Source organism: Bacillus sp. FJAT-53060 (assembly GCF_037104745.1).
Lineage (GTDB): Bacteria > Bacillota > Bacilli > Bacillales > Bacillaceae > Bacillus > Bacillus stratosphericus_B.
On the sequence record NZ_JBAWSW010000025.1, the window covers coordinates 27,090 to 42,299 of the forward strand.

General features: G+C 39.9%; 15 protein-coding genes. 2 read left to right on the plus strand and 13 right to left on the minus strand.

Annotated elements, in window-relative coordinates; translation table 11 throughout:
* Positions 1 to 8: 8 nt before the first annotated feature.
* Positions 9 to 1,271: a GTPase HflX gene (hflX, locus tag WAX46_RS10485; RefSeq protein ID WP_336493879.1), complete on the minus strand. Its 1,263-nt coding sequence runs from the start codon at positions 1,269 to 1,271 to the stop codon at positions 9 to 11.
* A gap of 121 nt (positions 1,272 to 1,392) precedes the next feature.
* Positions 1,393 to 2,352, minus strand: coding sequence for a stage V sporulation protein K (gene spoVK / locus WAX46_RS10490; protein WP_226568913.1), 960 nt, complete (start codon positions 2,350 to 2,352; stop codon positions 1,393 to 1,395).
* Between the two features lie 318 nt (positions 2,353 to 2,670).
* On the opposite strand from spoVK, the gene WAX46_RS10495 reads away from it, so the two are divergent.
* On the plus strand, positions 2,671 to 3,429 hold the full coding sequence (locus tag WAX46_RS10495) for an N-acetylmuramoyl-L-alanine amidase (protein WP_226568872.1): 759 nt from the start codon (positions 2,671 to 2,673) through the stop codon (positions 3,427 to 3,429).
* 66 nt (positions 3,430 to 3,495) lie between these two features.
* On the opposite strand, the gene WAX46_RS10500 is transcribed toward WAX46_RS10495, so the two are convergent.
* The 8 genes from WAX46_RS10500 to WAX46_RS10540 all read right to left on the minus strand — a co-directional run bounded on the left by WAX46_RS10500 (position 3,496) and on the right by WAX46_RS10540 (position 10,330).
* Entirely contained in the window at positions 3,496 to 4,113 is a 618-nt protein-coding gene (locus WAX46_RS10500) for a hypothetical protein (protein WP_226568870.1), read from the minus strand.
* An 84-nt stretch (positions 4,114 to 4,197) separates the two neighbouring features.
* Entirely contained in the window at positions 4,198 to 5,178 is a 981-nt protein-coding gene (gene nrdF, locus WAX46_RS10505; RefSeq protein ID WP_226568868.1) for a class 1b ribonucleoside-diphosphate reductase subunit beta, read from the minus strand.
* 17 nt (positions 5,179 to 5,195) lie between these two features.
* Positions 5,196 to 7,298: a class 1b ribonucleoside-diphosphate reductase subunit alpha gene (nrdE, locus tag WAX46_RS10510; protein WP_226568866.1), complete on the minus strand. Its 2,103-nt coding sequence runs from the start codon at positions 7,296 to 7,298 to the stop codon at positions 5,196 to 5,198.
* Positions 7,258 to 7,650 (minus strand): class Ib ribonucleoside-diphosphate reductase assembly flavoprotein NrdI, encoded by a 393-nt coding sequence (nrdI, locus tag WAX46_RS10515; protein WP_226568864.1) that lies wholly within the window; start codon positions 7,648 to 7,650, stop codon positions 7,258 to 7,260. Before nrdI ends, nrdE begins: the two co-directional genes overlap by 41 nt.
* A 265-nt stretch (positions 7,651 to 7,915) precedes the next feature.
* Entirely contained in the window at positions 7,916 to 8,128 is a 213-nt protein-coding gene (locus tag WAX46_RS10520; protein WP_226568862.1) for a hypothetical protein, read from the minus strand.
* A 531-nt stretch (positions 8,129 to 8,659) separates the two neighbouring features.
* On the minus strand, positions 8,660 to 8,881 hold the full coding sequence (gene hfq / locus WAX46_RS10530) for an RNA chaperone Hfq (RefSeq protein ID WP_226568860.1): 222 nt from the start codon (positions 8,879 to 8,881) through the stop codon (positions 8,660 to 8,662).
* A 25-nt stretch (positions 8,882 to 8,906) separates the two neighbouring features.
* Entirely contained in the window at positions 8,907 to 9,863 is a 957-nt protein-coding gene (miaA, locus tag WAX46_RS10535; RefSeq protein WP_226568857.1) for a tRNA (adenosine(37)-N6)-dimethylallyltransferase MiaA, read from the minus strand.
* Between the two features lie 68 nt (positions 9,864 to 9,931).
* Entirely contained in the window at positions 9,932 to 10,330 is a 399-nt protein-coding gene (locus WAX46_RS10540; protein ID WP_226568855.1) for a YmaF family protein, read from the minus strand.
* 104 nt (positions 10,331 to 10,434) lie between these two features.
* On the opposite strand from WAX46_RS10540, the gene WAX46_RS10545 reads away from it, so the two are divergent.
* Entirely contained in the window at positions 10,435 to 10,710 is a 276-nt protein-coding gene (locus tag WAX46_RS10545) for a spore coat protein (protein ID WP_336493887.1), read from the plus strand.
* Between the two features lie 426 nt (positions 10,711 to 11,136).
* On the opposite strand, the gene WAX46_RS10550 is transcribed toward WAX46_RS10545, so the two are convergent.
* The 3 genes from WAX46_RS10550 to WAX46_RS10560 all read right to left on the minus strand — a co-directional run bounded on the left by WAX46_RS10550 (position 11,137) and on the right by WAX46_RS10560 (position 14,984).
* Complete coding sequence (locus WAX46_RS10550; RefSeq protein ID WP_226568851.1) at positions 11,137 to 12,642, minus strand: carboxypeptidase M32; 1,506 nt, start codon at positions 12,640 to 12,642, stop codon at positions 11,137 to 11,139.
* Positions 12,643 to 12,767: 125 nt separating this feature from the next.
* Positions 12,768 to 14,711: an ATP-dependent DNA helicase gene (locus tag WAX46_RS10555; RefSeq protein ID WP_336493888.1), complete on the minus strand. Its 1,944-nt coding sequence runs from the start codon at positions 14,709 to 14,711 to the stop codon at positions 12,768 to 12,770.
* A gap of 75 nt (positions 14,712 to 14,786) precedes the next feature.
* Entirely contained in the window at positions 14,787 to 14,984 is a 198-nt protein-coding gene (locus tag WAX46_RS10560; protein ID WP_226568848.1) for a hypothetical protein, read from the minus strand.
* Positions 14,985 to 15,210 lie beyond the last annotated feature (226 nt).

Consider the following 15,210-nt stretch of genomic DNA (forward strand, 5'->3'; position numbering starts at 1 on the left):
TTCCTTTCCTACAACATATACTTCTTGATTTGACCTAATATGGTCTGCTCTTCACCACTAAATCCGGTGATGTCGTAAAGCTCTGCTTCTTTTTGAAATTCTAGTGATTCCACGAGGGTTTCTGACTTTAATGAAGATATAAGCTTCCCTTCATACGCTGGAATCTTCACATGATATGGCTTTAAAAAGTCTTTTTTCAGCTCAGCCATCATATCCGACTTTAACCGCTTCACATCTTCCTCGCGTTTGGCACTGATTAAAATATGGCGCTGTTTTGAAGATGGAATAAAATCCGGTCTGATTTGATCTTCCTTGTTATAGATAGTCAGCATGGGAATGCGGTCTGCTTCTAATTCTTCTAAAAGCTCAAGAACCGTTCGTTCGTGCCCTTCATAATCCTCATTAGAAGAATCGATGACATGAAGCAAATAATCTGCTTCGTTCACTTCTTCGAGTGTGGAACGAAATGCTGCAATGAGCGTCGTTGGAAGGTCTTGAATAAAACCAACTGTATCTGAAATCAACACACTGTAGCCAGATGCTAATGTCATTTTCCGTGTCATGGGATCAAGCGTTGCAAACAACAAATTTTCCTCATGACTATCGGCATCTGTTAACTGGTTGAACAAAGTGGATTTTCCGGCATTCGTATACCCTACAATGGCAATTTGGAAAACACCATTTTTCTTTCGTCGTTCCCGGTGTCTTGTGCGGTGATCTTTCACTGCGGATAGCTGCCCGTGAATTTCGTGAATGCGGTTTCGAATATGGCGTCTGTCTGTTTCAAGTTTTGTTTCACCTGGACCTCTTGCACCAATTCCGCCTCCTTGTCTTGAAAGGCTGATCCCTTGTCCACTTAATCTCGGCAAGGCATATTGAAGCTGAGCAAGCTCAATTTGCAGCTTCCCCTCACTTGTACGGGCTCTTTTGGCAAAGATGTCTAAAATCAATTGCGTTCGATCAATAATTTTCACGTTTAAGGCAGTCGCCAAAGCTTTTAACTGGCTTGGGGAAAGCTCGTCGTTAAAAATAATAACATCACACGCTAATTCCTCGCAAAGCACTTCAAGCTCTTCTACTTTCCCTTTTCCGATATATGTTGCGCTGTCCTGTCTATTTCTTTTCTGCGTCATCAGGCTGACAGCTTCACCGCCAGCTGTTTGGGTTAAGGAAGCTAATTCTTCCATTGAGTATTGAAAGCGTTCATCCGTTACATGCGGCAATTGACAGCCGACAAGGATCGCTTTTTCGATCATTTGATGTTCATTCAACGTCAGTTGTTTCCTTTCTGTACTTAAGTTTTCAGTAGTACCATCATACCAAACACATCACACGTATACCACTATTCGGAAGGTTTATTTTGGCGTCTCTTTACAAAAAGGATACGCCATTTCAAGAAGGCGTATCCTCTTTCATTTGAAGATCGTGGCTTTTAATGGTAAGCAAATCTTTTTTATCGTAATGATCAACAAGAAGCAGCCTCATGGCCTGGGTTCGGATGGCCTTTTCAATGGTGTTTCGCACAAAACGGCCGTTGCTAAATTTGGCAGGACTTGTTGTGCTCTTAATGTGCATCAAATAATCTCGCAGCTTCCATTCTGCTTCTTGCGTAAAGACATACTCCCTATCAGTCATCATGCGTTTCCCAATATCCATGAGCTGATCGACTGTATAATCAGGAAAATGAATATTGATTGGAAATCTAGATTGCAGACCGGGGTTTAAAGACAGAAAATGATCCATTTCCTTGGAGTAACCAGCAAGGATGAGTATGAATTCATGCTGTTTATCCTCCATATGTTTGACAAGGGTATCAATCGCTTCTTTTCCAAAATCCTTTTCTCCTCCACGGGCAAGAGAGTAGGCTTCGTCAATGAACAATATACCGCCCAGTGATTTTTTAATTAAATCCCTTGTTTTCTGCGCAGTATGCCCAATGTACTCTCCGACGAGATCACCGCGTTCAGCTTCAATTAAGTGACCCTTTGAGAGGACATTCATTTCAAAAAAAAGCTTTCCGACTAACCTTGCAACCGTTGTTTTCCCTGTGCCTGGGTTACCTTTGAACATCATGTGAAGCGCTTGTTTACCTACCTTCAATCCTTGTTCCTGTCTTTTTTGATTGACAAAAATCCAAGCATAAATCTCTTTTATGTTTCGTTTCATTTCATCCATACCGACAAGGCTGTTCATTTCACGCTCTATTGCCCGTAAGATGCTGTGTTTTGCCTCATTTTTCTGCAAGGCTTCTAGGTATTCTGCCTCTGAATCTGCATCAATCAATACTTGCTTTTGCCCATTAAGTATAATATTGATTTGGCCGTTGTTTTTATATGTGACAGCTCGCTCCAACGTATTCACCTCTCGCTCTTCTCTCTTTATTCTATTCGGGTGGAGCTGTAATCGTGACAATCGCCCGCTTAAGCCCAGGTTTGCTGTCAAAATGACCCGAGATACCAGTTATTGTAGGAGATTCTGCGGTTTCCCAGGAAATGATGTGCTATCTCTATTGTATTCATCCATTTTTGGGGGACAAACCAACAATTTGATTTTTCTTAGAAAAAGGGGCGTTTTGATGATAAATTATGCAGAGAGGAGTCCAATGATTTCCGAATTTTGTACAGGCAATTATTCTATTTCCTCATAAAATAAAAACGAGGTGATGAATAGATGGTGAAAATCTTTATTGATCCTGGCCACGGAGGGACAGATTTTGGAGCTACTGCTAATGGACTTTTAGAGAAAAATATAACACTCCAAATTGCACTTTATCTGAGAGATATGTTGATTAGTGAATATGATGGGGTTTCCGTCCGCTTAAGTCGTTCAATTGACCAATCCGTCACTTTATCCCAGCGAACAAATGCGGCAAATAGCTGGGGAGCTGATTATTTCGTGTCTATTCATATTAATGCTGGCGGGGGTACAGGTTTTGAAAGCTATGTGTACCCTGGCGTTTCAGCACCAACAACCACGTATCGCAATACCCTTCATGATGAAATTGTCCGCTCGGTTGATTTTGCCGACCGCGGAAAGAAAACTGCGAATTTCCACGTTCTTCGGGAAACTTCTATGTCTGCCATTTTAACAGAGAACGGTTTTATTGATACGGCAGCTGATGCAAATAAGCTCCGCAACGCGACCTTCCTTCAAGGCATCGCTCGCGCTCATGCTAATGGATTAGAGAAGGCACTTCAGTTGAAAAAAAAAGGGGTAAAACTTTATAAAGTGCAGGCAGGGGCTTTCAAGGTCAAAGCCAATGCAGATCAACTAGCAGCCACACTTAGATCCAAAGGATTTGAAGCATTCGTTTTACTAGAAGGCGGAATGTTCCGGGTACAAGCTGGAGCTTTCCGTTCAAAGCAAAATGCGGATAACCTCGTCGCAAGATTGAAGCAGGCCGGTCACGACGCATTCGTTTTCAAATAAGCTGAAGCTGTCATAATGAAACAAACCGGCTCAGTCGTCTGTAGAGCCGGTTTGTTGTTTATCTATTTATGCTAAGATGTTCACGACAAATTGAGACCACGTTTCAAGACGCTCGAAGTATTCAGGCTTTTTCAAGTCCGCTACTTTCATCCATTTTCCTGAGATTTGATCTGTTTCTTTGACTTCAACAGGAGCACCAGGTGATAATTCCAGTGCTGATAACAGCCCGATGTGCACACGGCCGACACTGTTGTCATCATCATTGATTAATCCAAGGGTTTTCATGTCAAGTTTGTCTTCTTCTTGAATAGAAAGCTCCTCGTCAAGCTCACGGTCCGTATTTTCTTTTAGGATCTCAGCAAAATCTTTCCCTTGGGCAAAGTTCATATGACCGCCAAAACCAAGAGATAACTTATGATGTAATCTCGTCTCTCCCCCGCCTCGAAGTCTTTCATATACATACACTTCGTCCTTACGCTTAATGACGACATAAGGAATCGGCTGCTTGAAGTCAGGATTTTCTTCTGCATCGCCTCTTCGCATCTGCTGGAAGTGCTCTTCAATTTCTTTCATGATCGTTTCGATTGCTTCTTCTTCACTATTCACCCCATTAAACGCAAGTGTTTCGTTTTGGAAAACACGTTTACGCGGTGCGACTAAAATGATTTCATCCATTTTTCCCATGTTCGATAACCTCCAGTATGTAACACGTTGTAAGAAATGGTAAAAAGCCAAAACGAGTGATGCGTTTTGACTTTTGCGTATCACTTATGATTCATCTCCAAAGAAGAAGTCGTCATCTTTTAACGGCTCAACTGTTGCTTTTTTGTAGCCGTTCCCTTTCATTGAGAAGAAGTCATGTGACTTTGTTTTTGTATTGAGTCCGTTCAATACGATCGGATTAATCTCTTCTTCTTCAAAGTAAGGAGCAAATCCAAGGTTCATTAACGCTTTATTGGCATTGTAACGAATGAACTTCTTCACATCATGTGATAAATTGACTTGGTCATATATATCCTCAGTGTAATGAAGTTCATTTTCATATAGCTCATTTAGCAGATCGATGGAGAAATCATATAGCTCTTTTTGCACTTCAGGTGTTTGTTTGTTGTAAATTTCTTGCGCTAATAATCCAACGTACACACCGTGAATCGCTTCATCGCGCAAAATCAAGTTAATGATTTCACCACTTTGCATGAGCTTTCCTTGTCCATAGAAATAAAGCGGGTAGTAAAAGCCGCTATAAAATAGGAAGCTTTCTAAATAAACAGAAGCAACCATTGCTTTAAATAAGGAAATAGGATCATCCTTTTGGATCGAACGGTATAGACCTACAATCATATCTGCTTTCTTTTGCAAAAATTTATTTTTCTTGACCCATTCAAATACTTCATTAATGGTTTCAGTTGGTGCAAGCGTCATGAAGATATTGGAGTATGATTTCGCATGAACCGCATTTTCCATCATCGCCATAAAGTTCAACACGGCTTTACGCTGATGGCCGTCTACATGTTCTGCGACAATCGGCATCCCTGTATTTCCTTGTTCTGTATCAAGTAAAGTCAGTCCAGCAAGTACCTTCATGTACGTATCGCGTTCTTCTTCACCTAAATATTTCCAAGTTAAGAGATCCCCGTTTAAGGAAATCTCTTCAGGAAGCCAGAACTGCTTCACATTTTGGTTGTAAAACATTTGTGTAAAATCGTCTTCGTGTTTTGACCAGTTGGCTGCATCATAAATTTTTGTCACGTTAAACTCTCCTTTAATCAAACAACACAAGAAAGACAGCCTTCCTGCCCTGTATCCTTCGTTCTTGCATAATAAAGTGTCTTAATGCCTTTATGGTGTGCATAAAGATCAATGCGGTTTAAGTCACGCGTCGTCATCGTATCCTTTAGGAACAACGTAAATGAGATACCTTGGTCGACGTGCTGCTGAATCGTTGCGATCATATCTATCACTTTAAACATGTCCATATCGTACGCTTCTTTATAGAAGAACCAGTTCTGCGGCGACAGCCCCGGCATTGGGTAGTACGTCTTTGAGTTTCCGTAAGTCCGCTCCTCAATACGCTCCATAATCGGCATGACCGAAGCCGTTGCCGATTGAACATAAGAAATTGAACCTGTTGGGGCAATACATAATCTATAGCTATGGTACATGCCATTTTTCGCTACAAATTCTTTAAGCGTTGCCCAATCTTCTTTTGTTGGAATGTGCATACCTTCAAATAGTGCTGCCGCTTTTTCTGTTTTTGGTGTGAAATCATTCTCCGCGTATTTATTGAAGTACTCACCAGTTGCATATCCAGAGCCCTCATAACGATGGAATGTTTCTCCTTTTTCTTTTGCAAGCTCACTTGAGCGTTTAATAGAGTAATAGTTCACCATCATAAAGAACGTATTAGCGAAATCTCTAGCTTCTTCACTTTCATAGGCGATTTGGTTTTGAGCTAAATACCCGTGAAGGTTCATCGCACCAAGTCCAATTGACTTCATCGCTTTGTTCGCTTTTCTAACGGCCGGTGCATTGCGGATATCTGTTGTTTCGGACACAAGTGTTAGTGAGTCTGTTGCAAGCTTAACCGTTTTTTCGATTGACTTGTTTTTCATGACATTCATGATATTTAAGGAACCGAGGTTACAAGAAATATCAAGACCGATCTCATCTTCTTGATCATAGTCCGTGTAAGAGGATACCTCTGAAGCCTGAAGCACTTCTGAGCAAAGGTTAGAGAATTTCACACGTGAAATATGGTTCAGTGCATGCTCTCTATTCACATTATCTTGGAACATGATATATGGATAGCCTGATTCTGAGCGCAGAACAGCTAATTTTTCAAGAAGCTTTCTCGGATTGACTTTTTCTTTTTTGACTTTCGGGTTTTCAACAAGCTCGTCATACATTTCTTCCATGTCCATCTCATCAAGATGCTGTCCATATGCTTTATAAACTGTGTGTGGATAGAAAGTGTAAGCTGTTTTATCTTCTCTTGCAAGCTCGATAAATTTGTCTGGGATAACAACACCGATGGAGAGTGTTTTAACACGAACATCTTCATCAGCAGAGATTTTTTTCGTATCTAAGAAATCATTGATATCTCTGTGGAAAATATTGAGGTAGGCACTGCCTGATCCTTGTCTTTGTCCCATTTGATCTGCATACCTGAATGCATGATCAAGAAGTTTCATGACGCCTACGACACCTTTTGTGGCGTTTTCTACATCTTTGATCGCTTCACCTTTTGCACGAAGCTTTGAAAGATTCAAGCTGACGCCGCCGCCTAGTTTAGAAAGCTGCATGGAGATATCAATCGCTCTTGAAATATCGTTTAATGAGTCATTCACTTCAAGCAAGAAGCAGCTCACTAGCTCACCGCGCCGTTTACGACCAGCGTTTAAGAATGTTGGTGTACTCGGCTGATACTCCTGGTTGATCATCAGCTCTACAAACTCAATTGCTTTCTGTTTGTCTCCGCCCGCAAAGAAAAGAGCCACAACCGAAATGCGGTCTTCATAGCGTTCAAGGATTTTCTTTTTATCATTTGTTTTCAGTGCATAATCGTTGTAAAACTTAAACGCACTCATAAATGATGGGAATCTAAATTTTTTGGCATAAGCAGCATCGAATACTTCTTTAATATCCGCCATGCTGTATTGTCTTATAAATTCTTCCTCATAGTAGTCATTTTCTATTAAGTAATCAATCTTCTCTTCTAAATTGTGAAAGAAGACCGTGTTTTGATTAATATAATCTACGAAATAACTATGTACAGCTTCTTTGTCCTTATCGAACTGAAACTTTCCTTCTTTTTGAATCATAATCTCGTTATTTAATTGTATCCACTTTGGAACCTGATTTTGTGACAATTCTTTCTACCTCCTCTGTAAACAATTCAACATCCCTTTTTGTTCCACTTAGTTCAAAGCTGTGCAAAATAGGAACTTGATATTGTTTAGAAATCGTATCGGCACTTTTTGCAAAATTATCTCCCCACACTTTGTTGCCACTCACAGCTACACCTAGTAAAAGGTGCGCATTTTTCTCTAAAAAGGACTGAGTGGTACTAGGGACTTGTCCAAATCCTGTCGTAAAGGTGACGAGAATAAACGGCGTATCCAAAAACTCTTCTCCAGTCAATTTTCGTTTGTCTGTAAAAGGGGTCTTGTCCAAAAAACGTTGAACATTTCCTGTTTTTGAATCAAATACGATTTGAATCAATTCCATCACGACCTAGTTTTTAGTATTGTTGATCATTCGGTTATTCACTATATATAGTATACTATGTTTTTTTTAAACACAACATATAGATATTAAAAACGAAAAAAATCAACCAACCCAGCCGAACATTCATAGCTGAACTCGTACATTCAAATAAATAGAGCAGAGCAGGATTTAAAAATAGACTGCCCTACTCCCTATTCAACTGAAACCGAAATCTATCATAACACGAAAAAAAATCTCTTAGTAGACTAGACTTTTTGTTTTATTTTTTGTAGGCATCGCACTGTAAATCTTCTGACACTTCTGTTATTTCCACTTCAACATCTAATTCTTTTAGCACAGCTTTAAGCGCAGAGACGATTGAGGCTTGTCTCACTAATTCTTTCCCATTTACGGAAACACTTGTTCCATATTCGAGACAGGAGTCGTCTTCACAAGTTTGTTCCCAGTGATTAATTTTAATTTTGTGTGTCATGAACTCATCCTTTTCTGTCTAGATGTCCGATACATGATTATAGTGTAGCGACTTCACATTCATTTGTAAATTTAAGTGCCTACTCTTCATCAAGCTCATCATCATATTCGTCCCATTCATCTATGTACTTCGTTGTAATAAGAGTAAGCTCCCCTTCTTATTCATCAAATCGATACACATGCACTTCATCATCCTTCACCATAGCAAAGTGATTATTTTTTAGCTGAACGGATGATCGTAAAATGCCTTTGACGTCCTCCTCGTTGTCTCGTTTCTATGTTTGAGATGGCGCACAAACCAAATAAGACAACGATGCCGATCAATAGGAGTAGTACTCTCATCCTTCTTAATTCAAGTCTGCATTTTCTATAAAGATTCTCTCCTTTTCAAATGTCCAATAAGGAATCCTACGCAACATGGACAGAAAGGTTTCACGGCATGCAAAATAGCCCCTCTGCACTGACAAAAAACGTAGCGGGTTCCGGCCGGTTTATTCGCAGATGCATGAGGCTATTGGTGACAAAATTGGTCCTATTCTATTTCTAGATTCACATTTTTTTGAGGCGTAAATGTAGAAATGGCATGTTTATAAATAAGTTGCTGCTTCCCTTCTGTTTCAAGCAGCACTGTGAAATTGTCAAATCCCTTCAATTGACCGCGAAGCTGAAAGCCATTCAGTAAAAATACTGTGACAAATGTATTGTCTTTGCGGATCTGATTCAAAAATTGGTCCTGAATATTAATCGGTTTCATGTTTCGTCCTCCTTGATTCTGATAACTACAGTTTCGCTTTAAGTCCAAGCTTTCCTGCTATATATGCAAAAATTTCATCTTTTTTGTCTGAAAAGTGGCAAGGTGGTGTCATATCAAACCAAGTGACATCCATTTTATTACGGAACCACGTAAACTGACGTTTCGCATATCTTCGGGAATTTTTCTTTAATTGCTCGATGGCTTCATCAAGTGAGCAGTAACCTTGAAAATAGGCGTACAGTTCTTTATAACCAATCGCTTGAACAGACTGACAGTCCTTCAAACCACATTGATATAACGCGCTCACTTCTTCTATTAAGCCTTCATCTAACATCATATCAATTCTTTGATGAATGCGCTGGTACAAAAGCTCTCGATCCATCTTCAGCCCAATGAAGGCTGTGTCATAAAGAGGAACTTCTTGATGCCCGTTTTGAATCTCAGAGATTTTCTGACCAGTTGTATGTATGACCTCTAGCGCACGAATCACGCGGCGTACATTATTCGGATGGATTGCTTTTGCAGCGTCAGGATCTACTGCCTTTAGCTTTTCATGCAGCTGAAGCGGTCCATTCTGCTTTTCAAACAGCGTCATCTCTTTTCTAAAAGCAGGATCACTTTTCTCATCAGTAAACGTGTAATCATATAAAACAGATTGGATATACAGGCCTGTTCCACCGACAATCATAGGTATTTTCCCTCTAGCGGCAATCTCTTTGATTTTCAATCGGACAAGCTGCTGAAATTCAGCTGTAGAAAATGATTCATTCGGCTGTTTAATATCAATTAAATGGTGCGGGATGCCATTCATTTCTTCTCGGGTGATTTTAGCTGTTCCAATATCCATTCCTTTATAAATCTGCATAGAATCCCCGCTGATGATTTCTCCATGAAATGCTTTGGCTATATCAATGCTCAGCTTTGTTTTGCCAACAGCCGTCGGACCTACTAGCACAATAATTGGTTGTTTTGCTTTTTTCATAACATCACTCTCTTTTACAAACTGCCTACAGTATAGCATAACTTCTCTTTCTCTCCTATATACTCCCGTCACCAGCCGAGTGGTTCATTTCCGACAACTTCATATGTCTTTCCTTTTAAACGGTGCTTATGCGTTGGCCGTTCATCTGCACTATAGACCACACCTCCGTACTGGATGGGGACAGCATCTGTGTAGGCAGGAAACGTGACTTCCTGAATTTCGTGATAATGCGTCCCATCCACTCTTGGGATAGCAGGCCCTGTGATGCCGTAATATCTATGGTAATGCCCCCTTTCAAAAGATGTGACCCCTTGGTAAAAATGAGTATGCTGGTCGGTGTTGCTTCCATTCACAGGCTCAGATATACCTTCGATTAGGTGATAATGCTCTTCTGTCACATCTGTTCGTGCTTTATATACATGAGCGTGAGGCGGACATTTAGCCCAATCAGACGGATACAGGCCCATTTTTACCATTCCCCCTTATAATAGGCGTTCACCCAAACACATGTGTGCAATTAGAATACACTGATGTCAGTTACAGTGATTTTATGTGAAAGGAGCCTTTTTTTATGAATTATTTTGAAACGCCGTTTTTTCAAGACGATATGAGAAGACCTTTTGGATTTGGAAGACCTGGCTTTGGATTTGGAAGACCTGGCTTTGGATTTGGAAGACCTGGCTTTGGATTTGGAAGACCTGGCTTCGGATTTGGAAGACCTGGCTTTTTCGGACCTCCATTTTTAGGTGGTTTTGCAGGTGGCCTTCTTGCTGGATCCCTTCTTGCTCCAGGATATGGTTATGGATATCCTTATCCACCACCATATGGACCATATCCTTATTATTAAGATATATTTTTTAGTGAAAACACCCTCTTTAAAATGAATCGATTGACACACTTGTTTTTCAATGGTTAACATTTACTTTACCGACCGTTCAGTAAAGTAAGTGTTTTTTTATGTTTAAAAACAAAAAAGAGGAAATTTATGAGGCAGCTGCCCACACAATTTTAATAGAAGGGTTAAGTCAACTTACACTTCAGCAGTAGCAGAATATATAACCAACAAATAGCCCATTTTATACCGAATTTAGCAATAATTCCAACGTTATTGTTGGGACGATGGAAGCTTGAGCTTCTAAGGTGCTAATTTTATAGTAATCACCACTCGGCTTTTGCCTTCGCATGCTTTGCAATAGCGGCAAGTCTTTTAATGTTCGTTTTTAGAATATTCTCACATACAAAGACACCCTTCTCATCAAAGGGTGCCTTTCATTTATGATAAATACAGTTTCGAATACTTATCTGTTAGATAGTCGATTAAATATTGAACATTTAATTCTTCGCCAGTTGCATCTTGAATGATTTCAGATGGCTTTTTCCGTTTTCCATGTTGGTGGACATGTTCAGTTAGCCATTCTTTTATCGGTGCAAAAGACCCATTTTGAATCAGTTCATCAAAATTCGGTAAATCTTTGATCATTTGATGCTTTAATTGTGCCGCATACATATAACCAAGAGCATATGAAGGGAAATAACCAAAACTTCCATCAGACCAGTGAACATCCTGTAAGATACCAAGTGCATCGTTAGGTGGCGTAATACCAAGATACGCTTTGTATTTTTCATTCCAAAGGGTAGGTAGGTCTTCAACGGCTACTTCTTCATTGAAAATGGCTTTTTCAATTTCATACCGGATGATGATGTGAAGCGGATACGTAAGTTCATCTGCTTCAATTCGAATGTAAGTCGGCTTAGATTCATTCACTGCAAGAACAAAGTCCTCTAAAGATACATCTTTAAATTGTTCAGGAGAAGCCTCTTGCAGCTTTTGATAATATGCTTTCCAAAAATCTTCATGTCTGCCAATAAAGTTCTCAAAAAATAGTGACTGTGATTCATGTATCCCCATTGACGTACCATCACATAATAGCGTTCCGCTAAGCGCCTCATCAATGTTTTGCTCATAGATGGCATGACCACACTCATGAATGGTACCAAAGATCGCCATCCGAAAATCATGCTCATCATAACGGGTCGTCACTCGAACATCACCCTTGCTTAATGTTACAGCAAACGGATGAACTGTTGTATCAAGACGACCTGCATCGAAGTCATACCCTAACTCTTTTAAGAAAAAGAGACTCAGTTCTTTTTGCTTGTCGATCGGGAAGCTTTTCGATAAAAATGAAGTATCCGGTTTATTTGGAGAGGTTTCAATTTTTTTCACTAGAGGAACGATGGCATCGCGAAGTGCACCAAATTTTTGATCAAGCTGTTCTACGGTCATATCTGGCTCATAGTTATTTAACAGCACATCATATGGCGTTTTTTTCACGCCCCAATACTGAATAAATCGCTTGTTAAAATCAATGAGCTGTTTTAAGTATGGTGCGAAGAGTGAAAAATCTGATTTCTCCCTTGCTTCTACCCAAACATGCTCTGCTTTTGATTGTAAAATGGAGTATTCCTTAAATTCTTCTTTTGGAATTTTGCTGTTTTCATCATACTCTTTTTGTGATAATTCGAGCGCCTTCTGTGTATCTTTTGACAGCTCATCACCCTGCTTATTTAATGCATAAAGAAGATCTCTCATTTCATCTGAAGTCTTCATATTAAAAATATCACTTGATAATTGACCGATGGTTTCCGCTCTGAAATCAGCGCTTTTTTTAGGAGCCTGTGTTCTAGAGTCCCAATAAAGCAAATGGAGTGCCTCTGTATAGTGGGCAATTTTTCCTAGTAGCTGATAAAATTCTTTCTCTTTTGATTCAAGACTCATACGTTCGTTCCCCCAATCAATAAAATATGTATGTACGTTTCAAGGCTACTTCAATGAATGTTCTTTTGTCAATGAAAAAGAGGAGGATGCACAGTTGGCATCCTCCTCTTTTCGTAGCTGGCCTCCTATTTTGAAGGGACCACTGACTTCACTGGCAGAACAGATTCCACTTTACTTTGAAGCTCTTCATCTTCCTTGCGATCAAAGTATATATGAATGCTTCCGGCATCTTGGCTCGTCCGAATCAGTCTCCCAATGCCTTGTCTTAATCGAAGCAACATATATGGAAGGTCCACTTCAGCATGTGCATCCTTTGCTTCATTCCGTTTCGCCTCAAATACAGGATCATGCGGCGGATAAGGGAGTCCCCAAATAATGACACTCGTTAGTGATTGACCAGGAATATCCAACCCTTCCCACAAATGAACGGAGCATAAGACAGACGTCTCATCTGCCTGGAACTTTTGAACAAGGGTACTAACCTCTTCGTCCCCCTCAAAATACACCTGGAAAGGCAGTGCTTCACCTGATGCATTAAGCTGCTTTCTAAATAAATGAAGTTCATCAAATGAAGGGAATAGGATAAGAGATCGTCCTCCATTTTCTTTCAGGTGAGCGATCACTTGCTGCCCTTTTTCTTCCGGCTGCAAGAATGGCTGCTGTATCCCATGGAAATAAATCTGCATTTGCTCGTCATAATCATACGGCGAGGCTACACTCATTGATAAGTAGTCTTTGATACCAAGACTTTCTGCTAAATAATCGAAGGATTGATTTTCAGACAAAGTAGCAGAAGAGAAGATATAAGGAATTTTTTGCGAGAATACTTTTTCGCCCAGTACCTCTGCAACCGTCTTCGGCATCACAACAAATGTCGTATCTAATTCCTGTTTTTCAAGCCAGCTAATGGCATTTTTTTGATAAAGCGACAGAGAATACGCCATTTGTTCAATGTATTCTTCCACAACAGACAATTCGTATTGATCAATTGTATACATCTCGGATTCAAATACGAGTGCTTCTCCGATTTTTTCAAGTAAGTTACACAGTTCACTTGATGAACGCTTGACCTCATTCACGCATCCAATTTCAAGTCGATGTGAGCCTTTGACCTCTTTGGCATGTGTTTTTAAGAGATAGAAGAATTCATCATTTGTTGTTAGTGCATCTTCAACAAGCTCTGCAAATTCTTCGCGAATGTCGTTTTGTAACAGACGCTCTAAAAATGTCTCGAGCGTGGATTGCTTCACTCGATAAGTTAAAGCTTTTTGTGCTGCAAACTCAAGAAGATGTCCTTCATCGAATACGACAGAGCTATGTTCAGGTAGCAGTGGAAGCTGCCCCTCACGTTTGCGGGATTCTTTTGTCCACACATGCTCCATGTAAAAGTCATGAGAGCAGATGATCAAGTCTGTTGCTTTTCGGTAATGATCTCTTGATAGATTCAGGCCGCAACGGTGTCGCATGTCACATGTCAAGCAGTCCTGAAAGGAGTCATAGCCGACTTTTGACCATTCATCATTTGTTAATTCTGGATACTCTTTTCGATCTCCATACGGATAAAAGGTCTGCATACCATGTGATTCATGAACAAATGCAGGAAGCGATTCATAAATATCGAGCCACTTCTCATCATCTTCACGCTGCATGGTTTTTTCTAATTTTTTTAAACATAAATATTGATCATGCGATTTACTTAATCTCGCATCTATTTGAATATCGAGGTGATTGGCAATTTTATAGATATCACCTTCTTGTTTGACTAGCTGTTCAATCAACGTTTCATCTGCACATGCGATAATTGCTGGTTTCCCTTTATATCTTGCATACGTGACGGCAAATAATAGATAGACGATTGTTTTGCCTGTACCTACCCCAGCTTCGGCAAACATCACACTTTTTTCCTTAAAGGCTCTTTCTAACTGAAAAGCCATGTATATTTGTTCATCTCGAAGATCAAAGCCCTTTTCTGGCAAAATGTCATAAAATACATCACCAATCCAGTTGCCCAGTTCTTCGTAAAAATTGTGTTCTTTTGATAATGAAAAAGGCAAACGAGATGCTGTCACCTGCTACAACCCCCAACTTTTGAATCATTCAGACATTCAATAATAACATTTATGCTGGGGAAAGACAATCTTTATTTAAAAATGCAGGCGATGATGATAGCTTTCCTTCATTAAAAATGCATGCTCTGCACGCTCTATGTAGGCCTGAGCCAGTGCTAAGTCCTGAATGGCTGCCGCAAGCTGAGCAGATTGTCCAGTTTCATGCCCTTCTATTTCCTGAACAGTTGACGCCAATGCTTTTTGGATTAACTGGAATTGATCATAATGAATCATAAAGACACCTCTTTTTTTAAAATCAAGTTCAGTTTATTCCGTCGGGTGAAGCTTTATACCATTCTAGATAAAAAAGTCACACCTTCTTTAGGTGTGACCCAGACCGTAGACAAACCCCACCTTTACTTCAAGTAAAAGTGGGGTTTTCACTTATTTTGATAAAATTTATCAGTTGTCTTACGCTGGACATGGTCCTTTCCATGTCCAGTTTGCTAGCTTTTTGAGA